Source organism: Tessaracoccus sp. MC1865 (genome assembly GCF_017815535.1).
Taxonomy (GTDB): domain Bacteria; phylum Actinomycetota; class Actinomycetes; order Propionibacteriales; family Propionibacteriaceae; genus Arachnia.
On record NZ_CP072596.1, the window covers coordinates 1,423,516 to 1,447,180 of the forward strand.

Sequence of the window (23,665 nt, forward strand, 5' to 3'; positions counted from 1 at the left end):
GAGCAGCAAGGCTATAGCCTGACACCGTGATCATCGAGGTGAGTGACCCCGCAGACGGGCGCCTGACGGACTTCGTGGCCCTGCGCGATGCCCAGCTGCGACGATCCGAGGACCGGTTCATCGCGGAGGGGCTGAAGATCATCGAGCGGGCCTTCACCTCTGGCGCGCGGCCGCGCGCCCTGTTGCTGCAACCGCGGTGGCTCGAGCAGCTGGCCCCCCTCCTGGCCGCCCATCCCGACGTGCCTGTCTACCTGGGCACGGAGAAGATGATCGAGGAGGTCAGCGGTTTCCATGTGCACCGCGGTGCACTGGGCTCGTTCGACCGGCTGCCTGAGGCGCCCTGGGACGCGCTGCTCGCGGGGCGGCGGCTGATCCTGTGCGAGGAGATCGTCGACCACGCCAACCTCGGCGTGATCATGCGGCTGGCCGCCGGGCTGGGCTGGGACGGCGTCGTCGTGTCGGAGCGTAGTGCCGACCCGCTCTACCGCCGCGCCATCAAGGGCTCGATGGGCGCCTCGCTGGTGGTGCCCTGGCGACGGATGGGCGGCGACGCGGACCTCGAGCGGATCCGCGCGGCCGGGTTCACCGTCGTGGCCTCGAGCATCGCCCCGGGGGCCGTCGAGCTCGATGCCTTCGAGGCTCCAGACAAGGTGGCCCTGATGCTCGGCACCGAGGGCCAAGGCCTGAGCCGAGGCTGGCTCGCCGCCGCTGAGCACCACGTCCGGATCCCCATGACGGACCGCGTCGACTCGCTGAACGTGGCCACAGCCGCAGCCATCCTCGCCTACCAGCTGCGCTGAGCAGCGCGGCGGGCCCCATCGGCCGCCGAATGGCCCCCGGTGCTGGCAGACTGCGGGCATGAAGGCGCTGCTGCGACTGCTGACGTTGGTGACGGCGCTGCTGCTGCTGGCCGGCTGCAGTGAACCGGAGTACCCGCGTGACCCCGACGACACCCTGCTGCGGGCGATGGACGGTGGGCTCACCGTCGGTGTCTCGGTACACCCGCCCCACATCGACATCTCGGACGAGGGTGAGGTCACCGGCACCGAGGCCGAGATCCTCACCGGGTACGCCGAGTCGATCGGCGCGGAGATCGAGTGGGTCGAGGGCGCCGAAAGCGAACTCATGGAGAAGATCAAGCTCGGCGAACTCGACGTGGTGGCCGGGGGCCTGACCGCTAAGTCGCCGTGGACGACGCATGCGGCCATGACGCGGCCCTACGGGAAGGCTGCCGGCCCGGACGGCAAGGAACAGAAGCTCGTCTTCGCCACGCGCCTGGGGGAGAACGCACTGTTGTCCAGCCTGGAGCGTCACCTGATCGAGGAAGGGCTGAAGCCATGAAGGGCCGGGGATACTCCGCGCTGCCGCCGGACAAATCGGAGGCGCTGCACAAGGCGATCCGGCTGCAGTGGATCTCGCTCGTCGTGATGGTCATCATCATCGTCGCCGTGGGCCTGGTGGCGGGCCAGTCGCAGGCCATGCGCACGGCCTTCGTCGAGGACATGTTGGCGCTGCTGCCGCCCATCGCGTTCCTGCTCGGAGTGTGGCGGGCGAGTAAGAACAGGTCCCCGAAGCATCCCTATGGCCATCACCGGGCGATGTCGGCCGGCCATGTGGTGGCCGCCGTCGCGCTGCTGGTGTTCGGCCTGTCGCTGCTGTACAACGGCGCCAGCGCACTGGTCATGGGGGAGAGGCCCCCGGTGGGTGTCATGTCGCTGTTCGGCCAGACGTTCTGGGCCGGCTGGCCCATGATGATCGTGATGTCGATGACTGTGGTGCCTGCCGTCATCCTCGGCCGCATGAAGATGAAGCTGGCGGAGGATCTGCACGACCAGTTGCTTTCCGCGGACGCGGACATGCTGAAGGCGGACTGGTCCACGGCGCTGGCCACCGTCGCCGGCGTCGCGGGCATCGGCTTCGGGCTCTGGTGGGCGGATTCAGCCGCCGCCATCCTGGTGTCGGCCAGCATCGTCAAGGACGGCGTGACCAACCTCCGGATCGCCGTCGCCACGCTCCTCGACGAGAGGGCCACCCCCATCGCCTCCCGGGACCCGCACCCGGTGATCGGCAAGCTGCGTCAGAAGGCACTGAGCCAGGCGTGGGTGGGGGAGGCGGCGGTGCGGGTGCGCGACATGGGACACGTCTTCCACTCCGAGGTCTTCGTCGTGCCCGCCGAGGGCCACCACCCGGGCATCACCGAGCTCGACGCGCTGCGCCATCAACTGTGCGACACGGACTGGAAGGCGCTGGACACCGTCGTCGTGCCCGTGAAGCAGCTTCCCTCCGACATCGACGAGCCGTCGACCTCCGAGGTCAGTCCTCGCTCTGGGGCATAGGGACCGCTGCGCGCTTGGGGGAGACCGGCCAGTCGTCGGGATAGCGCCACGCCAGCTCGTCGACCTTCTTGTCCAGTTGGCGACGGGCGCGCGCGGAGAGGCGGTCGCCGAAGACCGTGCCGCCCAGGTGATCCGTCTCGTGCTGCAGGCAGCGGGCGAGCAGGCCGGTGCCCTTCACCGTGATCTCGTTGCCGTAGGCGTCCTGGCCCGTGCAGGTGGCCAGATCGGGGCGGGCCACGCTCTGGTAGCCGCCCGGGTAGGACAGGCAGCCCTCTTCAGCGGCGTCCAGGTTGCGGTCCTTGCCCTCCGGCAGCGTTACGACGGGGTTGCACACCACGCCGCGGTGGATCCTGTCGTCCGCATCCGGGCATTCGTAGACGAACACGGCGGTTCCGACGCCCACCTGCGTGGCGGCCAGCCCAACTCCCTCAGCCGCCCTCATGGTGGCCCACATGTCGCGGATCAACTGGTGGAGTTCCTCGCCGAACTCAGTGACTGGTTCCGTCTGCTTGTGCATCACCGGGGTGCCCCAACGGGTGATGGGCAGAACGTTGCCGCCCTGGGTGAGATCGGCCTCAGCCATTGTGCTCCTTCAAGGTTCGGGTACGACGGTCAAGTATGCCGCACCGGGTGTCGCTGGCGCGCGGCTGCCACTGCCGGGGGAGGATGGCAGGTATGGAATTCGCCCACGGTTGGTCGGCGCTGCTCGACGACTACGCCGCGCACCTCGGCGCGGAGCGCGGCCTCAGCCCGCACACCGTGCGGGCCTACGCCACGGACCTCCGCGACCTGGCCACCTTCGCCGACGTCGCGCCCGGCGAAGTGACGCTCTCGACGCTGCGGGCCTGGTTGGGCGTCATGCGCGACGACGGCGCGGCCGCGTCCACCCTGCAGCGCCGCGTCGCGTGCGTCAGGGGGTTCTTCGCCTGGGCGGTGCGGGAGGGTGTCGTGGGGGCTGATCCGGCCGTTCGGCTGAAGGCGCCGAAGCGGCAGCGGCGGCTGCCAAGGGTCTTGGCCAGCGGTGCCGTGTCCGAGACGCTGGCCGCGGCCGAGAACCGCGCGGCCGAGGACGGCGACCCCATCGCGGTGCGCGACCTCGCCCTGGTCGAGGTGTTGTACTCGAGCGGGTTGCGGGTCTCCGAGGTGTGCACGCTCACGCTTCGCGACGTGGACCGCGAGCGTCGCTCCGTCAGCGTGCTGGGCAAGGGCGGGAAGCAACGCACGGTGCCGCTGGGGCTCCCTGCCCTCCGCGCGGTCGAGGCCTGGCTGCGGGTGCGCTCAGCGGTCAGCACGCCGTCGAGCCCCGACACCGTCTTCCTGGGCGCCAGAGGCGGCGCGCTCGACCCGCGGGTGGCGAGGCGGGTGGTCCACGAGGCGACGGCGGCCGCCGGGCCGGGGGCCGAGATCGGCCCCCACGGGCTGCGCCACGCGATGGCCACCCACCTCATCGAGGGGGGCGCGGACCTGCGCAGCGTGCAGGAGATGCTGGGCCATGCGTCCGTGGCCACCACCCAGATCTACACCCACGTCACCTCGGAGCGCCTGCGCGAGGCCTTCCGGCAGGCGCACCCGAGGGCGTGAATCAGAGCAGGGGCCCGATCTGGTCGCGGACCTGGCCCCGCAGCACCTTCCCGATCATGGAGGTGGGCAGTTCCTCCACCGTCACCACGCGGCGGGGCACCTTGTAGGCGGACAACCGCTCTTTGGCCCACGATCGGATCTCCGCCTCATCGATGGGGGCCTTGGCCACGACGGCGGCCGTGACCTGCTCGTCGCCGCGCTCCTGTTTGATGCCCACGACGGCGACATCCTCGATCGAGGGGTGCTGGCGCAGCACGCGCTCCACCTCACTGGGCGACACGTTGAAGCCGCCGGTGATGATGATCTCCTTCAGCCGGTCGACGATGGTGGCGAAACCCTCCTCGTCGAGCGTCACGACGTCGCCGGTGCGCAGCCATCCGTCCGGCGTCTTCGTTTCCGCGGTGGCCTCCGGCCGGTTCCAGTAGCCCTGGAACACCTGCGGGCCCTTGACCCACAGTTCGCCGGCCTCGCCGGGGCCGACGTCACGGCCGTCCTCATCCACCACGCGCCGCAGCGTCGAGGGGAACGGGATGCCGATCGTGCCGGTCTTGCGTGTCCCATTGAACGGGTTGCCCATCGCGATGGGGGCGCACTCGGTGAGGCCGTAGCCCTCCACCAGGAGACCGCCCGAGACGGACTCCCACAGCGCCACCGTCTCGTCCGGCAGCGTCATGGCACCGGAGATGCACCACTTCACACCGGAGAGATCGATGCCCTTCGCCTTGGCGCCGTTGGCCGTCTTCTCGTAGATGGGCGGCACCGCGCAGTAGATCGACGGCGGGTTCTTCTTCATCTCCGCCAGCGCCATCTCCACGTCGGGGCGGGGGAACAGGACCTGGTGCGCCTGCTTGTAGACGCCGAACGTCACGTAGAGCACCATGCCGAAGGCGTGGAACATCGGCAGCATTGCGTAGCTGACCTCGCGCCCGGTCTGGGCGCCGTGCATCCAGGCCGCTCCCATGAGGGCGTTGGCGTACATGTTGAGGTGCGTCAGCATCACGCCCTTCGGCACGCCCGTGGTGCCGGAGGTGTACTGGATGGCGCCCAGGTCGTCGATCGTGGGGCGGGGGTGGGTGGGGTCCAGTGCAGGACCTCCCAGCAGTTGCTTCCACGTGAGGTCGCCAGTGCTGCCGTCAGTGAGCTGCGCCCGCTTCTGACGGAGCGAGGGAACGGGGAGCCCCAGCAGGAGGCGCTTGACGGTGGGGAACTCGTCCAACAGGTTCACGCTGACCACGAGCGGCTTGGTGGAGAGGCTGCGCAGCTTCGGCAGCACCCGATCCAGGGCGATGGCGACCTTCGCACCGTGGTCGACGAAGACCTCCTCGAGCTCCCGCTCGGTGGACAGCGGATTGTGCTCGCACACGACGGCGCCGAGGCGCAGGATGGCGTAGAACGCGACGAGGTGCTGCGGGCAGTTCGGCAGCAGGATCGCCACCCGGTCGCCAGCCACCACCCCCAGACGCCGGAGGCCCTCCGCCGCGCGGTCGATCCGCTCGCCCAGTTGCGTGTAGGTCATGATGCCGCCGAAGAACTCGGTGGCCACCTTGGAGGCCCCTTCTCGGCAGGACCGCTCGCACATGTCCGTGAGGGACTCGGTGGGCAGCTCGATCTGGGCGGGTACTCCCGGCTGGTAGAAGCGGGTCCAGTCAGGGGCGGGTAACGGCGTCGTGGTCATGGTGCAACGGTAGTGCTCAATCACCCGAGGAGCGTGAGGGGATCGATGAGGCCCCCGTCCTGCCAGGCCATCCAGTGGAGATGGCACCCGGTGGACAGCCCCGTGTTGCCCACGACGCCCACCGTCTGCCCGGCACTGAGCCGCTGCCCGGCCGTCACCGTCACGCGGGGGAGGTGCGCATAGGCGGTGCTCAGGCCGCCTCCGTGGTTGACGATGACCCGGTAGCCGTAGCCGCCGTGGTAGCCGGCCGACCGCACTGTGCCTGCCAGGGGCAGGCTGATGGCGGTGCCGCACGGAGCGCCGAAGTCTGCCCCGTCATGCAGTTTGGTGACACCGGTCACCGGGTGGCGGCGCATGCCGTAGCTGGAGGTGACGGGTCCGTCGATGGGGGCTCCACCCAGGGCCGCGGTGCGGGCCGAACTGATCGACGGAGGGCGGACGGGCACCGATCCCCTGGGAAGCAGCCGCACCACCGGCGTCACCAGATAGGCGCCGGGGTCCGCATACCGCTCCCCGTCGGTCAGTCCCCAGTGGAGACAGGCCGCTTCGTCGCAGTGACCGGCCAGCAGGGTGCCGATCCGCTGCCCGGCTGCCACGGTGTCGCCCGTGTGGACGGTGGCCCGGATCGGTTGGTAGGTGGTGCGCCAACCGTTGCCGTGGTCGATCGAGAGGGTGCCGGTGCCTGCGACCGACCCGGCGAAGTGCACGGTGCCGGCCGCGGCCGCGACGACTTCGTCGCCCGGATACCCGGCAAGATCCACGCCGCGGTGGCCGGCCGCGAACCGGCCGACGTCGTCGAAGGCGCGCACCACCCGGCCCGGTAGCGGGGCGGTGAGTGAGAGGTCCGCCCAGGAAGGGACCGAGGCGCCGGCGATGATGAGGACGGAGAGAATGAGGGCAGGCACGGTTCGCACGTCAGCACTGTGGTCAACGCCACTGCGGAATCACCACGGCGCCGGTGGGCTGTGGACAAGTCGCGACCCGCGTTCTCCGCACTGGTTGACGGCGTCACCAGATTTGAGCCCGCGCCCTCCGTCCAGATAGCATGGACCCTGCAACCCGTCTGGGTTGACATCGCATGCGCTGCGCGGGGAACCGCCGGTGGCCGCGTGGTCCTTCAACCAACTGGATGAAGGTGCGGCACCGGGCGCATCAGGAGAAGGCCCCTCCGGGGCCCCATCAACCACCCGTGGACCCAGTCCACCAGATTCAGGTGCGGCAGAGCCGCACCACAGGAAGGCACGACCATGGCAGTCGTCACCACCCGCCAGTTGCTCGAGTCCGGCGTTCACTTCGGTCACCAGACCCGTCGTTGGAACCCCAAGATGAAGCGCTTCATCTTCACCGAGCGCAACGGCATCTACATCATCGACCTGCAGCTCTCGCTGAGCTACATCGACAAGGCATACGCCTTCATCAAGTCCACCGTCGCGCGCGGCGGCCAGGTGCTCTTCGTCGGCACCAAGAAGCAGGCCCAGGAGGCCATCGCGGACCAGGCCACCCGCGTCGGGATGCCCTTCGTGAACCAGCGCTGGCTCGGCGGCATGCTCACCAACTTCGGCACCGTCTCGAAGCGCATCCAGCGCCTCAAGGAGCTCGAGGGCATGGACCTGACCGACACCGTCGGCTCGGGCCTCACCAAGAAGGAACTGCTGCAGCTGGACCGCGAGCGCACCAAGCTCGACAAGACCCTCGGCGGCATCCGTGACATGGTGCGCACCCCGCAGGCCGTCTGGATCGTCGACACCAACAAGGAACACCTCGCCGTTGACGAGGCCCGCAAGCTGAACATCCCGATCGTCGGCATCCTGGACACCAACTGCGATCCCGACATGGTCGACTTCGCGGTGCCGGGCAACGACGACGCCATCCGTTCCGTCGCCCTCCTGACCCGCATCATCGCCGACGCCGTCGCCGACGGCCTCATTGAGCGCTCCTCCAGCCGCTCCGGCGAGGAGACCCCCGCCGAGCCGATGCCCGACTGGGAGCGCGAACTCCTGGGCGCCGAGAAGGCTGAGGCCCCCGCTGCTGAAGAGGCTGCCGTCGAGGCTCCTGTCGCTGAGGAGGCTGCCGTCGAGGCTCCTGTCGCTGAGGAGGCTGCCGTCGAGGCTCCTGTCGCTGAGGAGGCTGCCGTCGAGGCTCCTGCCGCTGAAGAGGCTGCCGTCGAGGCTCCTGCCGCTGAAGAGGCTGCCGCCGAGGCTCCTGCCGCTGAAGAGGCCGCTGAGGCCGACACCACCGACGCCAACTGACCCAATCGATCAAGTAGACGGGATACCCCACACATGGCAATCACTGCCGCTGATGTGAAGAAGCTCCGCGACGCCACCGGCGCGGGCATGATGGACGCGAAGAGGGCCCTCACCGAAGCTGAAGGCGACTTCGACAAGGCCGTTGAGGGCCTGCGCATCCACGGCCTGGCCAAGCAGGCCAAGCGCGCGGACCGCGAGGCCACCAACGGTATCGTCGCCGGCCGCGACGGCGCCCTGATCCAGTTCGCCGCCGAGACCGACTTCGTCGCCAAGAACGCCGAATTCGTCGACCTGGCGGACCAGATCCTCGACGCCGTCATCAAGTCGGGTGCCACGGACGTGGAGGCCGCCAACGCGGCTGAACTCGCTTCCGGGGCCAAGGTCGCGGACGCGGTCCAGGAGCTCGGCGCCAAGATCGGCGAGAACATCTCCGTGGCCGACGTCGCGCAGTTCTCCGGCGACAGCCACGTGTACCTGCACCGTCGCGCTGCTGACCTGCCCCCGCAGGTCGGCGTGCTCGTCGAGTTCACCGGTGACAAGACGCTGGCCCACCAGGCTGCGCTGCAGATCGCCGCGATGTCGCCCCGTTGGGCCACCCGCGACGAGGTCCCGGCAGACCTGGTCGAGAACGAGCGTCGCATCGCCGAGGCCACCGCCCGCGAAGAGGGCAAGCCCGAGGGCGCCATGACCAAGATCGTCGAAGGCCGCGTCACCGGCTTCTTCAAGGACGTCGTGCTCGTGGACCAGGCTGCGGTCTGGGAGGACAAGAAGTCTGTGGGCGCCGCCCTGCAGGAAGGCAACACCCAGGTCGTGCGCTTCGCGCGTTTCGCTGTGGGTGCCTGATCACGCGAGCCTCTGCTCAGTGAAGTAGAGTGACGTGCGCCGCGACCCCAGTGGTCGCGGCGCACTTCGCATGTGGACGCCCCAACACACCAGGAGAAACAAGTGGGATATTCGCGAGTACTGCTGAAGCTGTCCGGTGAGGTTTTCGGCGGAGGCAAACTCGGCGTCGACGTGACTGTGGTGGCGGACATCGCCCGCGAGATCGCCGACGTGGTCCGCTCAGGCACGCAGGTGGCTGTGGTCGTCGGGGGCGGCAACTACTTCCGCGGTGCCGAATTGTCGCAACACGGCATGGCGCGCGACCGGGCGGATTACATGGGCATGCTCGGCACGGTGATGAACTCGATCGCCCTGCAGGACTTCTGCGAAAAGGCCGGTATCGAGACCCGCGTCCAGTCCGCCATCAGCATGGCCCAGGTGGCGGAGCCCTACATCCCCCGTCGCGCGGAGCGTCACCTCGAGAAGGGCAGGCTGGTCATTTTTGGTGCCGGCTCCGGCATGCCGTACTTCTCCACCGACACGGTCGCTGCCCAGCGGGCCCTGGAGATCGGCGCCGAGGTGCTGCTCATGGGCAAGCAGGGCGTCGACGGCGTCTACGACTCCGACCCCAAGACGAACCCGAACGCGACGAAGTTCGAAAGCCTCAGCTACAACGACTTCCTGACCAAGAACCTCAAGGTGGCGGACGCCACCGCCATCTCGCTGGCCCGCGACAACGGGCTCGACATGGTGTTCTTCAACCTGTCCAACAAGGGCAACATCGCCCGCGCCGTTGCCGGTGAGCACATCGGCACCCTGGTTTCGCGCTAACCACCACCCCCAGCAAAGGAGCAAGACCATGATCGCCGAGATTCAGCAAGAGGCCTCAACCAAGATGCAGCAGGCGGTGGACTTCGCACGCGAAGACCTCTCGACCATCCGCACCGGTCGCGCGCACCCCGCCATGTTCAACAAGCTCCTGGCCGATTACTACGGCGCCCCCACGCCGCTCCAGCAGCTTGCCACCTTCACCTCGCCTGATCCCCGCTCGATGCTGATCGCGCCGTTCGACCGCAGCGCCCTCGGCGCCATCGAGAAGGCAATCCGCGACGCAGACCTGGGCGTCAACCCGAGCAACGACGGGAATGCCGTCCGCGTGGTCATGCCGCACCTCACCGAGGAGCGCCGCAAGGAGTACATCAAGATGGCCAAGCACAAGGCGGAGGAGGCCCGCGTCGCGGTGCGCAACCTCCGTCGTCACGCCATCGACTCCCTGAAGAAGCTCGAGAAGGACGGCGAGATCGGCGAGGACGACCTGTCGCGCGCAGAGAAGGCCCTCGACAACACCACGAAGAAGTTCGTGGAGAGCATCGACGAAATCCTCAAGAACAAGGAAGCCGAGCTTCTCGAGGTCTGATGGCAACCGAGGCCCAGCCGAAGAAACAGTCGAGGGCGGGCCGGGATCTCCCGGCCGCCATCGCCGTTGGCGTGGCCCTGTTTGCAGGCGTCGCGGTCGGGCTCATCTGGGTTCCCTGGCTCTTCATCGCCATCGCCACTGCGGCGCTCGGGTTGGGGGTCGTGGAGGTGCACCGGGCTCTGCTGCGCAAGGGGATGAGGGCCGTCTGGCTCCCCGTGGCCATCGGCACCGTGCTGAGCGTCGCGGGCGGCTACCTCGTCTCCGTCGAGGACCTGAACATCGAGCCCACCACCTTCGTGGTGATCTGTCTGGGCGCCATGATGATCGCCTCGTTGGTCGGGCGGATGGTGCGGGGTCCTGAGGGCTTCATCCGCGACATCGCGGCCAGCGCCCTGTTGATCGCCTACATCCCGCTGCTCGGCGTGTTCGTCCCGCTGGTGATGGGTGCCTCCAGCGGCAACCTCCGGATGTTGAGTGTGATCGCTGCTGTGGTCGCGTCGGATACCGGTGCCTACGCCACGGGGGTCCTCTTCGGCCGGCACAAGATGGCGCCGTCGATCAGCCCGAGCAAGACCTGGGAGGGTACCGGCGGGGGAGTGCTCTTCGCCGCGGGGATCGGCGCCGTCTGCAGCGTCTTCCTGCTGGGTTCCCCCTGGTGGGTCGGCGTCATCCTCGGGGCCCTGATCAGCATGGCGGGGACCGTGGGCGACCTCGTCGAGTCGCTGATCAAGCGCGACGCCGGCATCAAGGACATGTCCAACTTCCTCCCCGGTCACGGTGGCATCATGGATCGTCTCGATTCCATGCTCGTTGCCGTGCCCGTCGGCTGGCTCGTGCTGCACCTCGCCCTGGGCGCCTGAACGCCCTCCCACCTACCCCTGAAGGCGTCATGACTGTCAAGACCCTGCCGCTCGTGTTCGAAGCCCCACGGCGGGGCAAGCCGCCCACACACTGGTTCGACCTCTCCATCGAGGAGCGCGTCGAGGCCACCAGGAAGCTCGGCCTACCCAAGTTCCGCGCGGACCAGATCTCCCGGCACGTGTTCGACCGCCTCGAGGACGACGTCAACCAGTTCTCCGACATCCCGGTGGACATCCGCCAGGAACTGGGGGAGCAGTTGTTCCCGAAGCTCCTGACGGAGATGACGCGGCGAAGCACCGACGACGGCACCACCGTCAAGACGCTCTGGCGGCTGCATGACGGCTCCCTGCTGGAATCCGTGCTGATGCGCTACCCGCACCGCACCACGCTCTGCATCTCGTCGCAGGCGGGTTGCGGCATGGCCTGCCCGTTCTGTGCGACGGGGCAGGGGGGCCTCAAGCGCAACCTTTCCCAGGCCGAGATCACCGCGCAGGTGATGGCTGCGGATCAGCAGTTGGCCGCCGGTCTGGTGCCTGGTGCCACCGGCCGCCTCAACAACATCGTGTTCATGGGGATGGGCGAGCCCATGGCCAACTACAAGGCGGTGATGGGCTCCATCCGTACGTTCCTCGAGCCCGGGCCCAACGGGTTCGGCATGAGCGCGCGTGGCATCACCGTGTCCACCGTCGGGCTGGTGCCGGCCATTCAGAAGCTCACCGGGGAGGGGCTGCCGCTCACCTTGGCCGTCTCCCTCCACGCCCCCGACGACGAACTGCGCGACGAGATCGTCCCGATCAACACGCGCTGGAAGGTGGACGAGGTCGTCGACGCGGCATGGGAGTACGCCCATGTCACGAAGCGCCGGGTCTCCATCGAGTACGCCATGATGCGCGACATCAACGACCAGGTGGCACGCGCCGAACTGCTGGCCAAGGTGCTCAAGAAGCGCGGCGACTGGGGCTGGGTGCACGTCAACCTCATCCCGCTGAACCCCACCCCGGGTTCGAAGTGGACCGCGTCGCGCAAAGCCGACGAGAAGGCGTTCATCGAAACCCTGGAACGCCGTGGCGTGCCCGTCACGCTGCGCGACACCCGCGGCCAGGAGATCGACGGCGCCTGCGGCCAGCTCGCCGCGAGCGTCGAGCAGGCGTAGGTGCGCGCGCCCCTGATGATCGTCAGGTGATCCTATGAATAATCGTGCGCCGCTTGGTCGTAAGATCGACGCGCCAGTGTCCCAACAGGCAAAAGGAGAATCGATGGAACCCAAGCTGGAGGCTGTCTTCCAGAGCGTCGTAGCACGCAACCCTGGTGAGGCCGAGTTCCACCAGGCTGTGCGTGAGGTCTTCGAGTCCTTGGAGCCCGTGACCAAGCGGCACCCTGAGTACCTCGAGTCCAAGATGCTGGAGCGCATCTGTGAGCCCGAACGCCAGATCATCTTCCGCGTGCCGTGGCAGGACGACAAGGGCGACGTGCAGGTCAACCGCGGCTTCCGCGTCGAGTTCAACTCCGCGCTCGGCCCCTACAAGGGCGGCCTGCGGTTCCACCCCAGCGTCTACCTCGGCGTCATCAAGTTCCTGGGCTTCGAACAGATCTTCAAGAACTCCCTGACCGGTCTGCCCATCGGCGGCGGCAAGGGCGGGTCCGACTTCGACCCCCGCGGCAAGTCTGAGAGCGAGGTCATGCGCTTCTGCCAGTCCTTCATGACCGAGCTCTACCGCCACCTCGGTGAGTACACCGATGTGCCCGCGGGCGACATCGGCGTGGGCGGCCGGGAGATCGGCTTCATGTTCGGCCAGTACAAGCGCATCACCAACCGCTATGAGTCCGGCGTGCTGACCGGCAAGGGCATCGGTTGGGGCGGTTCGCTCGTCCGCACCGAGGCCACCGGCTACGGCACCGTCGTGTTCGCCGAAGAGATGCTCAAGACCAGGGGCGAGAGCTTCGACGGCAAGCGCGTCGTCGTCTCCGGCTCCGGCAACGTGGCCATCTACGCCGCGGAGAAGGCCGCCCAGCTGGGTGCGACCGTCATCGGTTTCTCGGATTCCACCGGCTTCGTCGTCGACGAGGCAGGCGTGGACCTTGACCTGCTCAAGCAGATCAAGGAGATCGAACGCGGCCGCGTCAGCGACTACGTCGACCGCCGTGCCTCCGCGAAGCTCGGAAACGCCGGCGGCTGCATCTGGGACGTCCCGGTGGACGTCGCGCTGCCCTGCGCCACGCAGAACGAACTCAACCTCGAGCAGGCCGCAACCCTGATCAAGAATGGTGTCAAGGTTGTGGCCGAGGGCGCCAACATGCCCACCACCCCTGATGCCATCCATGCTCTGCAGGGAGCCGGCGTGCTCTACGCCCCAGGCAAGGCGGCCAACGCCGGCGGTGTGGCCACCTCCGCACTGGAGATGCAGCAGAACGCGTCGCGGGATTCGTGGACCTTCGAGTACACCGAGGAGCGCCTCACCAACATCATGCGCCAGATCCACGAGATCTGCGCTGAGACGGCAGACTCCTACGACGCCCCGGGCGACTACGTGGTCGGCGCCAACATCGCCGGCTTCGAGAAGGTCGCCTCGGCGATGCAGGCCTTCGGCCTGGTCTGAGCAGCAGCCACGCGGCGTGGCCGGCCGACGGCCGGGCTACGCCGAGGAGGCGAAGTACAGGTCGCGATAGCGCCGGATCCGGTCAGGGTCCGGCGCTTCGCCGTAGGCGGCCCAGAACTCGCCGTCGGCACTCGGGCCGAAGTTGTGTTCGAGTGACCAGGAAGCGACCGCCAGGTCCGCCCAGCGGTCGGCGACCCCGAGGTGGCCCACGTCGACCATCCCGACGAGGTTACCGTCGTCCCCAAGCAGGAGGTTGGGCACGCACGCGTCTCCGTGCACGATCGACAGGTCGTGGACGTCGGGTTGGTCGCCCACCCACTCCGGCGCGTCGAAGAGGGTGTCCGTCGCGTCGAGCGAATGCAGTTGGGCCAGGGCCAGAGCCAGACCCCGGGCCGCGACGTCCGGCCGGTCCTGCCACTCGATGGCGGGACGACCCGGGAGACCGACGGTGACGATCAGCCAGCCGTCGTCGAGCTCCTCGTAGTCGGCCATGCGTGGGCTGGGGAAGCGGCTCGACAGCCAACTGAGGCGCTCCGCCTCGGGCTCGAGGTCGTGTGGGCTCCACTTGGCGTACAACGGCTTGACGTCGTCGGCGACGAGGCGGGCCGTGATGCCGCCCACCTCGTTGCGCCACACCAGTTCTTCGACGCGGCGCTTGTTCACGGCGGCCCACTTCGTGATGGCGAACGGGACCGGGGTGCCGGGCGGGGGAACAGAGGCCTGAGACATGGTGCCGATCCTATGTGGCTGCCCCAGTTGTGGACAGTGGGATACTCAGGGGGTGCGCAGCATCGTTCTCCTCGGCAGCACCGGCTCGATCGGTACCCAGACCCTTGACGTGATCGCCTCCAGGCGGGAGCAGTTCAGGGTGGTGGGCCTGTCGGCCTCCGGTGGCAACATCGAACTGCTGGCCCGCCAGATCATCGAGTTCGAGCCGGAAACCGTCGCCCTCGCGAAGGCGAGCGCCGGGCGGGACCTCCAGCGGGCGTTGTACGACGCCGCCAATGAGCGCGGTTGGGCCCAGGGTGAGTACCGGCTCCCTACACTTCTCCTGGGCCCCAAGGCTTCCGCCCAACTCGCCGCGGTAGGCGCGGACGTGGTGCTCAACGCCATCACCGGTGCTGCGGGGCTCGAGCCCACCCTGGCGGCCCTGGCCGCGGGCAGCACCCTGGCGCTCGCCAACAAGGAGTCGCTGGTCATCGGCGGCCGGTTGGTCACCGAGGCCGCGCAGCCCGGCCAGATCGTCCCCGTCGACTCTGAGCATTCCGCCTTCGCGCAAGCCCTGCGTTCGGGCCGCGCCGACGAGGTGCGCAGGCTCATCCTCACCGCTTCGGGCGGCCCGTTCCGCGGCCGTTCACGCGACGAACTCGCCGCGGTCACTCCGCAGGAGGCCATGGCGCACCCCACCTGGGACATGGGCCGTGTCATCACCATCAACTCGGCCACCCTGGTCAACAAGGGGCTGGAACTCATCGAGGCCGCCCTGCTCTACGGCGTCGGCTACGACGACATCACCGTGACCGTGCACCCCCAGTCCATCGTGCATTCGATGGTGGAGTTCCACGACGGGTCCACCATCGCCCAGGCCTCACCGCCGGACATGCGGCTGCCCATCGGCATCGCCCTGACCTGGCCCGAGCGTCTCGAAGGCGCGGCCCGCTCCTGCGACTGGACGACGGCGGCCACCTGGACGTTCGAACCCCTCGACGACGACACCTTCCCTGCGGTGCAACTCGCCCGCCGTGCGGGCAGGGCGGCCGGCACCGCGCCCGCCGTCTACAACGCCGCCAACGAGGCCTGCGTCGAAGCGTTCTGGGACGGACGGATCGGCTTCCTGGACATCACCCGGATCGTGGGGGAGTGCCTGGACGAACACTTGGCGGACGGTCACGTCGCAGACGGCGACCTCACCCTGGACGGCGTCATCGCCGCAGACCAGTGGGGCAGGACGCGCGCCTCGGTCCTCGCAGGGCCGGCAGCATGACGGTGCTGCTCACCGTGCTGTTCGCGGTGCTGTTCTTCGTGTTGATCATGGTGTCGATCGCGCTGCACGAGGTGGGCCACCTGGTACCCGCCAAGCTGTTTGGCGTCAAGGTCACGCAGTACTTCGTCGGTTTCGGCAAGACGCTCTGGTCGGTGCGCCGGGGCGAAACGGAGTACGGCGTCAAGGCCTTCCCGCTGGGCGGTTACGTACGGCTCGTCGGCATGTACCCGCCGAAGAGGCCGGGCGCGAAACAGACGTGGCTGACGCGGGTCGCGGACCAGGCGCGGTCCTTCGAATGGGACTCGATCCGGCCTGAGGACGACGGCTCGTTGTTCTACCAGAAGAAGACCTGGCAGAAGGTCATCGTGATGCTGAGCGGGCCCGCGATGAACGTGCTGCTGGCGTTCCTCATCTTCCTCGGCATCAACGTGTTCCACGGCACCTACCAGCCCACGCTGACCGTCGGTCAGATGTGGCAGTGCGTGGTGTCCGCGGAGCGCGAGGATCGCACCTGCACGGCCGACGACCCGCCCACGCCGGCGGTCGAAGCGGGCGTGCAGGTGGGCGACACCCTTGTCTCCTTCAACGGCGTCGCCCTCACCGGCTGGGATCAGATGGGCGACCTGGTGCGCACCAACCGTGACGGGCCGGCCACGGTCGTCGTCGAGCGCGACGGCGCCGAGGTGACCCTGCCCACGGTGAACACCGTGCTCAATCATGTGCCGGACCGGCTGGACCCGACCAAGTTCGTGGAGGCAGGGTTCTTCGGGGTGTCGCCCACCCAGGAGCTCACCAAAGCCGGGCCCCTGACCACGGCCGCCCAGATGTGGGACATGACGAAGCAGTCCACCGTCGCCCTGATGAGTTTCCCGGCCCGGATCTGGAACGTCGCCGCGGACCTGGTGACCGGCCAACCGCGCGACGTCAACTCCCCGATCTCCATCCTGGGGGCTTCCCGGGTGGCGGGGGAGATCACCACCACAGACCAGCTCGGCACCGCTGACAAGGTGGCGTCGTATCTCTCGTTGCTGGGCGCGGTGAACCTGTTCGTGGCACTCCTCAACCTGGTGCCGCTGCTGCCGCTCGACGGCGGGCACGTCGCCGGCGCCCTCTGGGAGTGGCTACGTCGCCAGTTCGCACGGCTCGGCGGACGGCCAGACCCGGGGCCAGTCGACACCGCCAAGGGGCTGCCCGTCACCTACGCTGTGGGAGCATTTCTCCTGCTCGGGGGCCTCGTGCTGATCGCCGCCGACCTCATTTCCCCGATCCGACTTTTCTGACCAGCAGAGTAGGCTGTCGCACATGTCCGTGAACCTTGGTATGCCCCCAGCGCCTGCGCCGGTGCTCGCCCCCCGCCGCCCCACCCGGAAGATCCGGGTCGGGAAGGTTGAGGTCGGTGGCGACGCGCCGATCAGCGTCCAGTCGATGACCACCACCAAGACCACGGACATCAACGCCACCCTGCAGCAGATCGCGGAATTGACCGCCACCGGGTGCGACATCGTGCGCGTCGCCGTCCCCAGCCAGGACGACGCCGAGGCGCTGCCGATCATCGCCATGAAGTCGCAGATCCCCGTGATCGCCGACATCCACTTCCAGCCGCGCTACGTGTTCGCCGCCATCGACGCCGGCTGTGCGGCCGTGCGCGTGAACCCCGGAAACATCAAGCAGTTCGACGACAAGGTCGCCGAAATCGCCAAAGCGGCCGCCGACGCGGGTGTGAGCCTGCGCATCGGCGTCAACGCCGGCTCGCTCGACAAGCGCCTGCTGCAGAAGTACGGCGCCCCCACCGCTGAGGCCCTCGTGGAATCCGCCCTGTGGGAGGCTTCGCTGTTCGAGGAGGTGGGGTTCTACGACTTCAAGATCTCCGTCAAGCACAACGACCCCGTCGTGATGGTGCGCGCCTACGAGATGCTCTCCGAGAAGTGCCAGTACCCGCTGCACCTGGGCGTCACCGAAGCCGGTCCCGCGTTCCAGGGCACGATCAAGAGTTCCGTGGCCTTCGGCGCGCTGCTGAGCCAGGGCATCGGCGACACCATCCGGGTGTCCCTCTCCGCCCCGCCGGCAGAAGAGGTCAAGGTGGGCCTCAAGATCCTGGAGTCGCTGAACCTCCGCCCCCGCAAGCTGGACATCGTCTCGTGCCCGTCCTGTGGGCGCGCGCAGGTCGACGTCTACACGTTGGCCGAGCAGGTGACCAAGGGTCTTGAGGGCATGCAGGCACCGCTGCGCGTGGCCGTCATGGGCTGCATCGTCAACGGCCCGGGCGAGGCCCGCGAAGCGGACCTCGGCGTCGCCTCCGGTAACGGCAAGGGTCAGATCTTCGTCAAGGGCGAGATCATCAAGACCGTCCCCGAGGATGAGATCGTGGAGACCCTCCTGTTCGAAGCCCGCCGCCTCGCCGCAGAGATGGGTGAAGTCGGTTCCCCTGAGATCTCTGTTTCCTGACCGGGGGTCCTTTCGTGCCATGTTGGCCCTAGAGTTTCGCCCATGACTTCAGGGCTGACGACGATGGGGGCGGGCGACCGCGAACGGGTCGCCCAATTCCTGGCGACGAGCCCGGTGGAGAACCTCTTCCTGAGTTCCCGGGTGGCCACCTACGGCCTGGACCGGCGCCGGCTCGGCGCCGTCTACGGCTACGAACGCGAGGGCGTTCTCACCTCCGTCCTCCTCGACGGCGGCACTCTCTTCATCGCGGGCTTCGACCCGGAGGCGCTGCCCGTCTACGTCGAGAAGTTGGGGCCCATCCGCCGCTGCACCTCGATCCTCGGCCCGGCCATCTCGGTGCTGGGCCTGTTCGTCGGCCTGGCGGAGCGGTACCGCGGTGCGTGGGGCGGCGTCTCCAACGTACGGAAGCGGCAGCCCCTGATGGTGCTGGACCACCTGCCCGAGGTCCCGCCGGACAGGCGGGTCCGCAAACTGACCCTCGATGACTACCCGAGCTATCTCGAGGCCTCGGTGCACATGTACACCGACGAGATCGGCAGCTCGCCGTTCAAGTACGGCGGCGGCTACGAGGGCTTCGTGCGCGACCGCCTCCGGCAGGGTGACGCCTACGGCATCGTCGACGACAAGGGCACGGTGATCTTCAAGGCCGATCTCGGCCCAAAGCTCGCCGGTCAGGCGCAGCTCCAGGGGGTGTGGGTGGCTCCGCACCTGCGCGGCCGGGGGATCAGCGTGCCGGCGCTGGCCGGGATGTGCCACCTGATCATGGACCAGTACCCGCTGATCAGCCTGTACGTCAACGACTTCAACACCGCCGCCATCCGAAGCTACGAGCACCTCGGCTTCGTCGAGGTGGGGGCGCTGGCGACGGTGCACTACTGAGCCACGATCCGCCCGTCCTGTCTCGGGGCCAGCGCGAACGCCACCAGGTAGATGAGGAGGACCAGGATCAGCAGGTTGCTGTACCCGGTCAGCAGCGCGGCGTACTCCAGGCAGCCGCCCACGAGGGCACCCAGCAGGTTCAGCCCGAACGCCGCGCGGCCGTTGTCCGCCGCTGCGAACCGTTTGGCGAAGGCGACGTTGGCCAGGAAGATCGGCACGAAGGCCAGTGCGACGGCCACGATCAACCGTGGCACGTAGGGCAGGCCCAGCAACCATTCCGGCTTGACCACGTAGGCGAGCGCGATGGCGACCCCGATCCCCGCGAAGAGCCAGGTGAGGGGAGGGGTGCGCCACCGTCGGGTGGTCTCGACGGCCAGCAGCACGACGAGCAGCACACCGCCGAACACCAGCGCGTTGACCAGCCAGGTGGTGCCGAACAACAGCGCGAACGAGGCGATGTACTTGGTCTCCAACAGCATGAACGCCACGCCCATGAAGAAGAGGTCCGCATAGGGACGCATGTGCCGCAACGGCCCACCCAGGGCGCGGACGGTGACCGCGGAGGCCAGCAGAATGCCGGCCAGCACCCACAGGTACGTCGCAGGGATACCGTCGCCCCGGTAATAGAGGAACGGTGCGTTGTCCGTGGGCGGCGCGATCCGGTCTGCGGGCAGCACGTGGTTGTCGGTGCCGCAGACCTGCGCATCGGGGTTCTTCGCGATGGTCACCACGGCCTGCCCGCCACCTAGGAGGTCGACGCACGGGGCATGCCCGAACGCCTCCTGGGCGATGCCGCCGAGGCGGTCGATCAGCCAGTCCTCGCGGTAGTAGTTGTACATCGAGAAGACACCGTCGTCGGTGAGCCGCTCCCTGGCTGAGGCGAGCGCCTCCTCGGTGAAGAGAAAGGATTCCAGGCGGATCTGTGAGGCGCCGCTGACGAGCGCGAGGCTGTCCGGCAGGGCGAAGAGGATCAGGTCGTACTTCTCGGAGGTGGTCTCCAGGAAGGCCCGGCCGTCGTTGACGATGCGGCGGACCCGTTCGTCGGAGTACGGGCGGTCCGGGTTGAGTTCGGCCCCGATCTCCATGATCCGTGGGTCGATGTCGACGGCGTCGACGTGCTCGGCCCCCTGCTTCAGCGCGATCGCCACGTCGGAGCCGGAGCCGGCGCCCACGATCAGGACCCGGCCGGGCTTGTCCGCCACCATGCGCTCGTACGGGGTGCGGTACAACCGCTCGGCCTCGTTGAGCTTGTACTCGGCCGAACCCATGACTTGGTGGGGGATGCCGTTGACCGTGATGAGGTGGAGCGCGTTGCCGTCGGAGGATCGACCGATGTCGCGCTGGGTCACCTTGTAGTAGGGGGACCAGGTCACCCCTGGCGTGACGGTCTCGGCGAGCAGGGAACCGACGATGACCACGCCCGCCGCGATCGACACCAGGCGGTGGCGGCCCCAGGCCAACCAGATCAGGGCCGCCACGACAAGCACACCCCACACGACCGACGGCGCCCTCAGGAACGACAGCAGGGTGAACAGCGAGATGCCGATGAGGGACCCGATGAGGTCCCACCGGTAGGCGTTGAGGTTCTCCAACTCGGCGAAGCACCGGCCCACCACCTCGCCCGGTCCGGCGAGGATTGCGGCGACGAAGAGGAAGATCACCGGCAGCGCCAGCCACGCCGGAGGACCCTGGGCAGACAGCGAGGTGAAGTAGATGATGGCGTCGCCGGTGCGGTCGATGGTCACAGGGAAGGCCCACACGAAGAACACGAGCAGCGCCAGCAACACAGGCGTCCACGGCACGATTGACCAGCGCTTGCGGGCGATCAGGAAGCCGGCGCCGATGCCCAGGAAGGAGCCCAGCAGCACGAAGTTGGAGAAGTACGAGAGGTGCACGACGTTGGAGCCGAGCCAGCGGATCAGCGCCAGTTCCATGAAGAGCATCAGGGCGCTGCCCACGACGAGGCGGGTGACGGTGCTCCGGGGCTGCCCGGCCGAGGGGGTGCTCACGCGCCCATCGTGCCCGTTCCGGGAGTCATTGGGGGGCTGAAATTCGATGTCTGTCCTGATGGGTAGACTCGGCCCGTGATTTCAAAGCTCTCCTCCCTGTTCGTTCGCACCCTCCGTGAGGACCCGGCTGACGCGGAGGTGCCCAGCCACCGGTGGCTGGTCCGCGCCGGGTACATCCGTCGAGCGGCACCCGGCATCTACTCCTGGCTGCCGCTGGGCTTGAAGGTGTTGGGCAAGGTGGAGGCCATCATCCGCGAGGAGATGAACGCCATCGGCGCGCAGGAGGTGCACTTCCCGGCGCTGCTGCCGCGTGAACCGTACGAGTCGACGGGCCGCTGGACGGACTACGGCGACAACCTGTTCCGCCTCCAGGACCGCAAGGGCACCGACATGCTGCTCGGCCCCACGCACGAGGAGATGTTCACGCTGCTGGTCAAGGACCTGTACAACTCGTACAAGGACCTGCCGCTCTCGCTCTACCAGATCCAGACCAAGTACCGCGACGAGGCACGGCCCCGTGCCGGCCTGCTGCGCGGTCGCGAGTTCATCATGAAGGACTCCTATTCCTTCGACGTGGACGACGAGGGGCTGGAGGCCAGCTACCAACTGCACCGCCAGGCGTACCAGCGCATCTTCGAGCGGCTCGGCCTCGAGTTCGTGATCGTGTCGGCCATGGCCGGCGCCATGGGCGGCTCCCGCTCGGAGGAGTTCCTGGCCGTGGCTGCCAACGGTGAGGACACCTTCGTGCGCTCGCCCGGAGGTTACGCCGCCAACGTCGAGGCCGTGCGCGTCGCGCCCCCCGCGGAGCTGCCCGTCTCCGACGCGCCCGCCATGGCAGTCTTCGATACGCCTGGCGCCGGCAGCATCAACGCTGTCGTCGAACTGCTCAACCGTGACCTTCCGGAGCGCACCTGGACGGGCGCCGACACGCTGAAGAACGTGCTGTTCATGGTCACGGACCCCGACGGGAAGAAGCGGCCCCTGGCGGTGGGCCTCCCGGGCGACCGCGAGGTGGACACCAAGCGTCTCGAGGCTGCGCTGGAGCCCGCGGCTGCGGAACCCTTCACCGAGGACGACTTCAAGAACTACCCGGAGCTCGTCGTCGGGTTCATGTCGCCGGTGTCCATCGACGGGGGACGGTTCCTGGGCAAGGAGTCCTCCACCAAGATCGAGTACCTCGTGGACCCGCGGGTCGTCACCGGCACGCACTGGGTCACGGGCGCCAACGTCAAGGACCAGCACCTCACCGGTGTCACGGCCGGGCGTGACTTCACCGCGGACGGCATCCTCGACGTCGGTGACGTCCGCGAGGGTGACCCGGCGCCTGACGGCTCCGGCCCGCTGACGCTGGCCCGTGGCATCGAGATGGGCCACATCTTCCAGCTCGGCCGCAAGTACGCGGAGGCCCTCGGCCTCAAGGTGCTGGACCAGAACGGCAAGCTCGTCACCGTCACCATGGGCTCCTACGGCGTGGGCGTGTCCCGCGCGGTGGCCGCCGTCGCGGAAGCCACCAGCGACGACAAGGGCCTCAGCTGGCCGTTGAGCCTGGCGCCGTTCCAGGTGCACGTGATCGCCACAGGCAAGGACGCGGAGGTCTTCGCGGAGGCTGAGCGCATCGCAGAGGTGCTCGACGGCAAGCGGGTCGAGGTGCTCTTCGACGACCGCAAGGCCAGCCCCGGCGTGAAGTTCGCAGATGCGGAGATCCTGGGCATGCCCATCATCGTGGTCGTCGGCCGCGGCCTGGCCAACGGGGTCGTCGAGCTGCGCATCCGCGCCACCGGCGACAAGCGCGAGATTCCCGTCGCTGACATCGTCGACGAGGTGGTGGCCCTCCTCTAGGCCAACCATCCCGGCCACCAGGTGAGCGCCGTGCCGGTTTCCTGCACCGGCGCCACCTGACCGCGCATGCCGTCGCGCCACTGCGGATCGGGATCCGCCGCGACCAGGCGCGCGAATCCGTTCAGGACCTGCGTCTCCAGCAACCCCCAGCCGGCGCGGATGGTCTCGCGGCTGTCCATCGTCGTGGGCAGGTCGAACGCCGCCGGTTGTTCCGGGGCTTCGGTGCCGAGTCTGTCGCGCAGGGTGTTGCGCAGTTCGCGCGCCCGGTTGAGGCGGACCAGCCCCGTGGGGTGGAGGGCATTGTCCTGGCTGATCCTGCCCAGGCCCACACCCAGCCCGTAGATCAGCGCCCACACATGGCCCAACAGGATGGGCAGTGACGCCTCGACGGTGGTCGTCTGCAGACGCCGCGCAGCTGCCTCGCCCTCCACCGGCGCGACCGCCTGGTTGCGCAGGCCGAGCACCGCGGTGGCCATCGAGGCGTAACACAACCTGAGGTCCCCGTCCCCGGCCCGGGCTGCCATGTCCTCGAGCGCGTCCCCGGCACGGGAGACGGCGGCCTCGAGCCGGTTGGTCGCGACCCCGGGGTCGCTCGGGGCAGTGACGGGCGCAGCCACCACTTCGAAGGGCGCCTGGTCTGTCTCGGACAGCGGGTCCGGCACAGCGAGGCGGGCCACGTGGGCGTCGCACTGCGCCAACGCGGCGACGGCCCAGGGCTGGGCCTCCCAGTGCGGGGAGTCGACCAGTGCCGCGACGAGTGCGCGCAGATCCGCCACCGACTGGTGGGCCAGGGTGGCCTCCGGGGAGCGAGTCGGCTCAGGCGACGGCTCGGGCGGCGGGGCGGTCCGGGTGTCCGGCCCACCGAGGATCACCGGGTTCGTGGTGCATCCCGTCATTCCGAGGGTGAGCAGCGCGAGCGCGGAGCGACGGGAGACGGACATGCGGCCCAGCGTAGTGCGTGGGTATGCTGG

The 23,665-nt window shown here is 68.4% G+C and carries 22 protein-coding genes; 16 read left to right on the forward strand and 6 right to left on the reverse strand.

Annotation, left to right across the window (positions count from 1 at the left end):
- The first annotated feature begins 26 nt into the window (after window positions 1-26).
- Genes J7D54_RS06530 through J7D54_RS06540 form a run of 3 tightly spaced genes read left to right on the forward strand, consistent with a single transcriptional unit; the run spans window position 27 to window position 2,336 of the window.
- Window positions 27-800 carry an RNA methyltransferase gene (locus tag J7D54_RS06530; RefSeq protein WP_182764832.1) on the forward strand — a complete coding sequence of 258 codons (774 nt, stop codon included), beginning with the start codon at window positions 27-29 and terminating at the stop codon, window positions 798-800.
- A gap of 58 nt (window positions 801-858) precedes the next feature.
- The gene (locus tag J7D54_RS06535) at window positions 859-1,341 is read left to right on the forward strand and encodes a transporter substrate-binding domain-containing protein (RefSeq protein ID WP_182764831.1); all 483 of its coding nucleotides are present in this window, start codon (window positions 859-861) and stop codon (window positions 1,339-1,341) included.
- Complete coding sequence (locus tag J7D54_RS06540; RefSeq protein WP_182764830.1) at window positions 1,338-2,336, forward strand: cation diffusion facilitator family transporter; 999 nt, start codon at window positions 1,338-1,340, stop codon at window positions 2,334-2,336. Before J7D54_RS06535 ends, J7D54_RS06540 begins: the two co-directional genes overlap by 4 nt.
- On the opposite strand, the gene def is transcribed toward J7D54_RS06540, so the two are convergent.
- Complete coding sequence (def, locus tag J7D54_RS06545) at window positions 2,314-2,919, reverse strand: peptide deformylase (RefSeq protein ID WP_182764829.1); 606 nt, start codon at window positions 2,917-2,919, stop codon at window positions 2,314-2,316. The two genes, J7D54_RS06540 and def, sit on opposite strands and share 23 nt — an antisense overlap.
- A gap of 92 nt (window positions 2,920-3,011) precedes the next feature.
- Between def and J7D54_RS06550 the strand changes: the two genes are divergently transcribed.
- Entirely contained in the window at window positions 3,012-3,917 is a 906-nt protein-coding gene (locus J7D54_RS06550) for a tyrosine recombinase XerC (RefSeq protein ID WP_182764828.1), read from the forward strand.
- 1 nt (window position 3,918) lies between these two features.
- Here J7D54_RS06550 and J7D54_RS06555 read toward each other — a convergent pair whose 3' ends face one another.
- Together J7D54_RS06555 and J7D54_RS06560 are read right to left on the reverse strand one after the other, a co-directional pair.
- Complete coding sequence (locus J7D54_RS06555; protein ID WP_182764827.1) at window positions 3,919-5,592, reverse strand: AMP-binding protein; 1,674 nt, start codon at window positions 5,590-5,592, stop codon at window positions 3,919-3,921.
- Between the two features lie 20 nt (window positions 5,593-5,612).
- Entirely contained in the window at window positions 5,613-6,506 is an 894-nt protein-coding gene (locus J7D54_RS06560; protein WP_182764826.1) for a peptidoglycan DD-metalloendopeptidase family protein, read from the reverse strand.
- 333 nt (window positions 6,507-6,839) lie between these two features.
- On the opposite strand from J7D54_RS06560, the gene rpsB reads away from it, so the two are divergent.
- From rpsB to gdhA, 7 genes are all read left to right on the forward strand, one after another.
- A complete protein-coding gene (gene rpsB / locus J7D54_RS06565) occupies window positions 6,840-7,841 on the forward strand; it encodes a 30S ribosomal protein S2 (RefSeq protein ID WP_182764825.1) in 1,002 nt (333 codons plus the stop codon).
- Window positions 7,842-7,874: 33 nt separating this feature from the next.
- Window positions 7,875-8,684, forward strand: coding sequence for a translation elongation factor Ts (gene tsf, locus J7D54_RS06570; protein ID WP_209455230.1), 810 nt, complete (start codon window positions 7,875-7,877; stop codon window positions 8,682-8,684).
- 102 nt (window positions 8,685-8,786) lie between these two features.
- Window positions 8,787-9,494 (forward strand): UMP kinase, encoded by a 708-nt coding sequence (gene pyrH, locus J7D54_RS06575; RefSeq protein WP_245244179.1) that lies wholly within the window; start codon window positions 8,787-8,789, stop codon window positions 9,492-9,494.
- A 28-nt stretch (window positions 9,495-9,522) separates the two neighbouring features.
- Entirely contained in the window at window positions 9,523-10,080 is a 558-nt protein-coding gene (gene frr / locus J7D54_RS06580; protein ID WP_220486417.1) for a ribosome recycling factor, read from the forward strand.
- Window positions 10,080-10,940: a phosphatidate cytidylyltransferase gene (locus J7D54_RS06585; protein ID WP_182764822.1), complete on the forward strand. Its 861-nt coding sequence runs from the start codon at window positions 10,080-10,082 to the stop codon at window positions 10,938-10,940. The genes frr and J7D54_RS06585 overlap by 1 nt, the downstream gene beginning before the upstream one ends.
- 29 nt (window positions 10,941-10,969) lie before the next feature.
- Window positions 10,970-12,094, forward strand: a complete 1,125-nt coding sequence (rlmN, locus tag J7D54_RS06590; protein WP_182764821.1) for a 23S rRNA (adenine(2503)-C(2))-methyltransferase RlmN — start codon at window positions 10,970-10,972, stop codon at window positions 12,092-12,094.
- A gap of 103 nt (window positions 12,095-12,197) precedes the next feature.
- A complete protein-coding gene (gene gdhA / locus J7D54_RS06595) occupies window positions 12,198-13,538 on the forward strand; it encodes an NADP-specific glutamate dehydrogenase (RefSeq protein ID WP_182764820.1) in 1,341 nt (446 codons plus the stop codon).
- 36 nt (window positions 13,539-13,574) lie between these two features.
- Here gdhA and J7D54_RS06600 read toward each other — a convergent pair whose 3' ends face one another.
- The gene (locus tag J7D54_RS06600; protein WP_182764819.1) at window positions 13,575-14,267 is read right to left on the reverse strand and encodes a phosphotransferase; all 693 of its coding nucleotides are present in this window, start codon (window positions 14,265-14,267) and stop codon (window positions 13,575-13,577) included.
- A gap of 52 nt (window positions 14,268-14,319) precedes the next feature.
- Here J7D54_RS06600 and dxr point away from each other — a divergent pair, with 52 nt between their 5' ends.
- The 4 genes from dxr to J7D54_RS06620 are packed head-to-tail and all read left to right on the forward strand — an operon-like array spanning window position 14,320 to window position 18,846.
- On the forward strand, window positions 14,320-15,522 hold the full coding sequence (dxr, locus tag J7D54_RS06605; protein WP_182764818.1) for a 1-deoxy-D-xylulose-5-phosphate reductoisomerase: 1,203 nt from the start codon (window positions 14,320-14,322) through the stop codon (window positions 15,520-15,522).
- Complete coding sequence (locus J7D54_RS06610; protein WP_182764817.1) at window positions 15,519-16,802, forward strand: RIP metalloprotease; 1,284 nt, start codon at window positions 15,519-15,521, stop codon at window positions 16,800-16,802. The genes dxr and J7D54_RS06610 overlap by 4 nt, the downstream gene beginning before the upstream one ends.
- Before the next feature lie 22 nt (window positions 16,803-16,824).
- Window positions 16,825-17,967 (forward strand): flavodoxin-dependent (E)-4-hydroxy-3-methylbut-2-enyl-diphosphate synthase, encoded by a 1,143-nt coding sequence (ispG, locus tag J7D54_RS06615; protein WP_076059284.1) that lies wholly within the window; start codon window positions 16,825-16,827, stop codon window positions 17,965-17,967.
- A gap of 42 nt (window positions 17,968-18,009) precedes the next feature.
- Entirely contained in the window at window positions 18,010-18,846 is an 837-nt protein-coding gene (locus J7D54_RS06620; RefSeq protein ID WP_182764816.1) for a DUF4081 domain-containing GNAT family N-acetyltransferase, read from the forward strand.
- Here the strand turns inward: J7D54_RS06620 and J7D54_RS06625 are convergent.
- Window positions 18,840-20,855: a spermidine synthase gene (locus tag J7D54_RS06625; RefSeq protein WP_209455231.1), complete on the reverse strand. Its 2,016-nt coding sequence runs from the start codon at window positions 20,853-20,855 to the stop codon at window positions 18,840-18,842. The genes J7D54_RS06620 and J7D54_RS06625 overlap by 7 nt on opposite strands.
- Before the next feature lie 75 nt (window positions 20,856-20,930).
- On the opposite strand from J7D54_RS06625, the gene J7D54_RS06630 reads away from it, so the two are divergent.
- The gene (locus tag J7D54_RS06630; RefSeq protein WP_182764815.1) at window positions 20,931-22,694 is read left to right on the forward strand and encodes a proline--tRNA ligase; all 1,764 of its coding nucleotides are present in this window, start codon (window positions 20,931-20,933) and stop codon (window positions 22,692-22,694) included.
- On the opposite strand, the gene J7D54_RS06635 is transcribed toward J7D54_RS06630, so the two are convergent.
- The gene (locus J7D54_RS06635; RefSeq protein ID WP_182764814.1) at window positions 22,691-23,635 is read right to left on the reverse strand and encodes a hypothetical protein; all 945 of its coding nucleotides are present in this window, start codon (window positions 23,633-23,635) and stop codon (window positions 22,691-22,693) included. The two genes, J7D54_RS06630 and J7D54_RS06635, sit on opposite strands and share 4 nt — an antisense overlap.
- Between the last annotated feature and the right edge of the window lie 30 nt (window positions 23,636-23,665).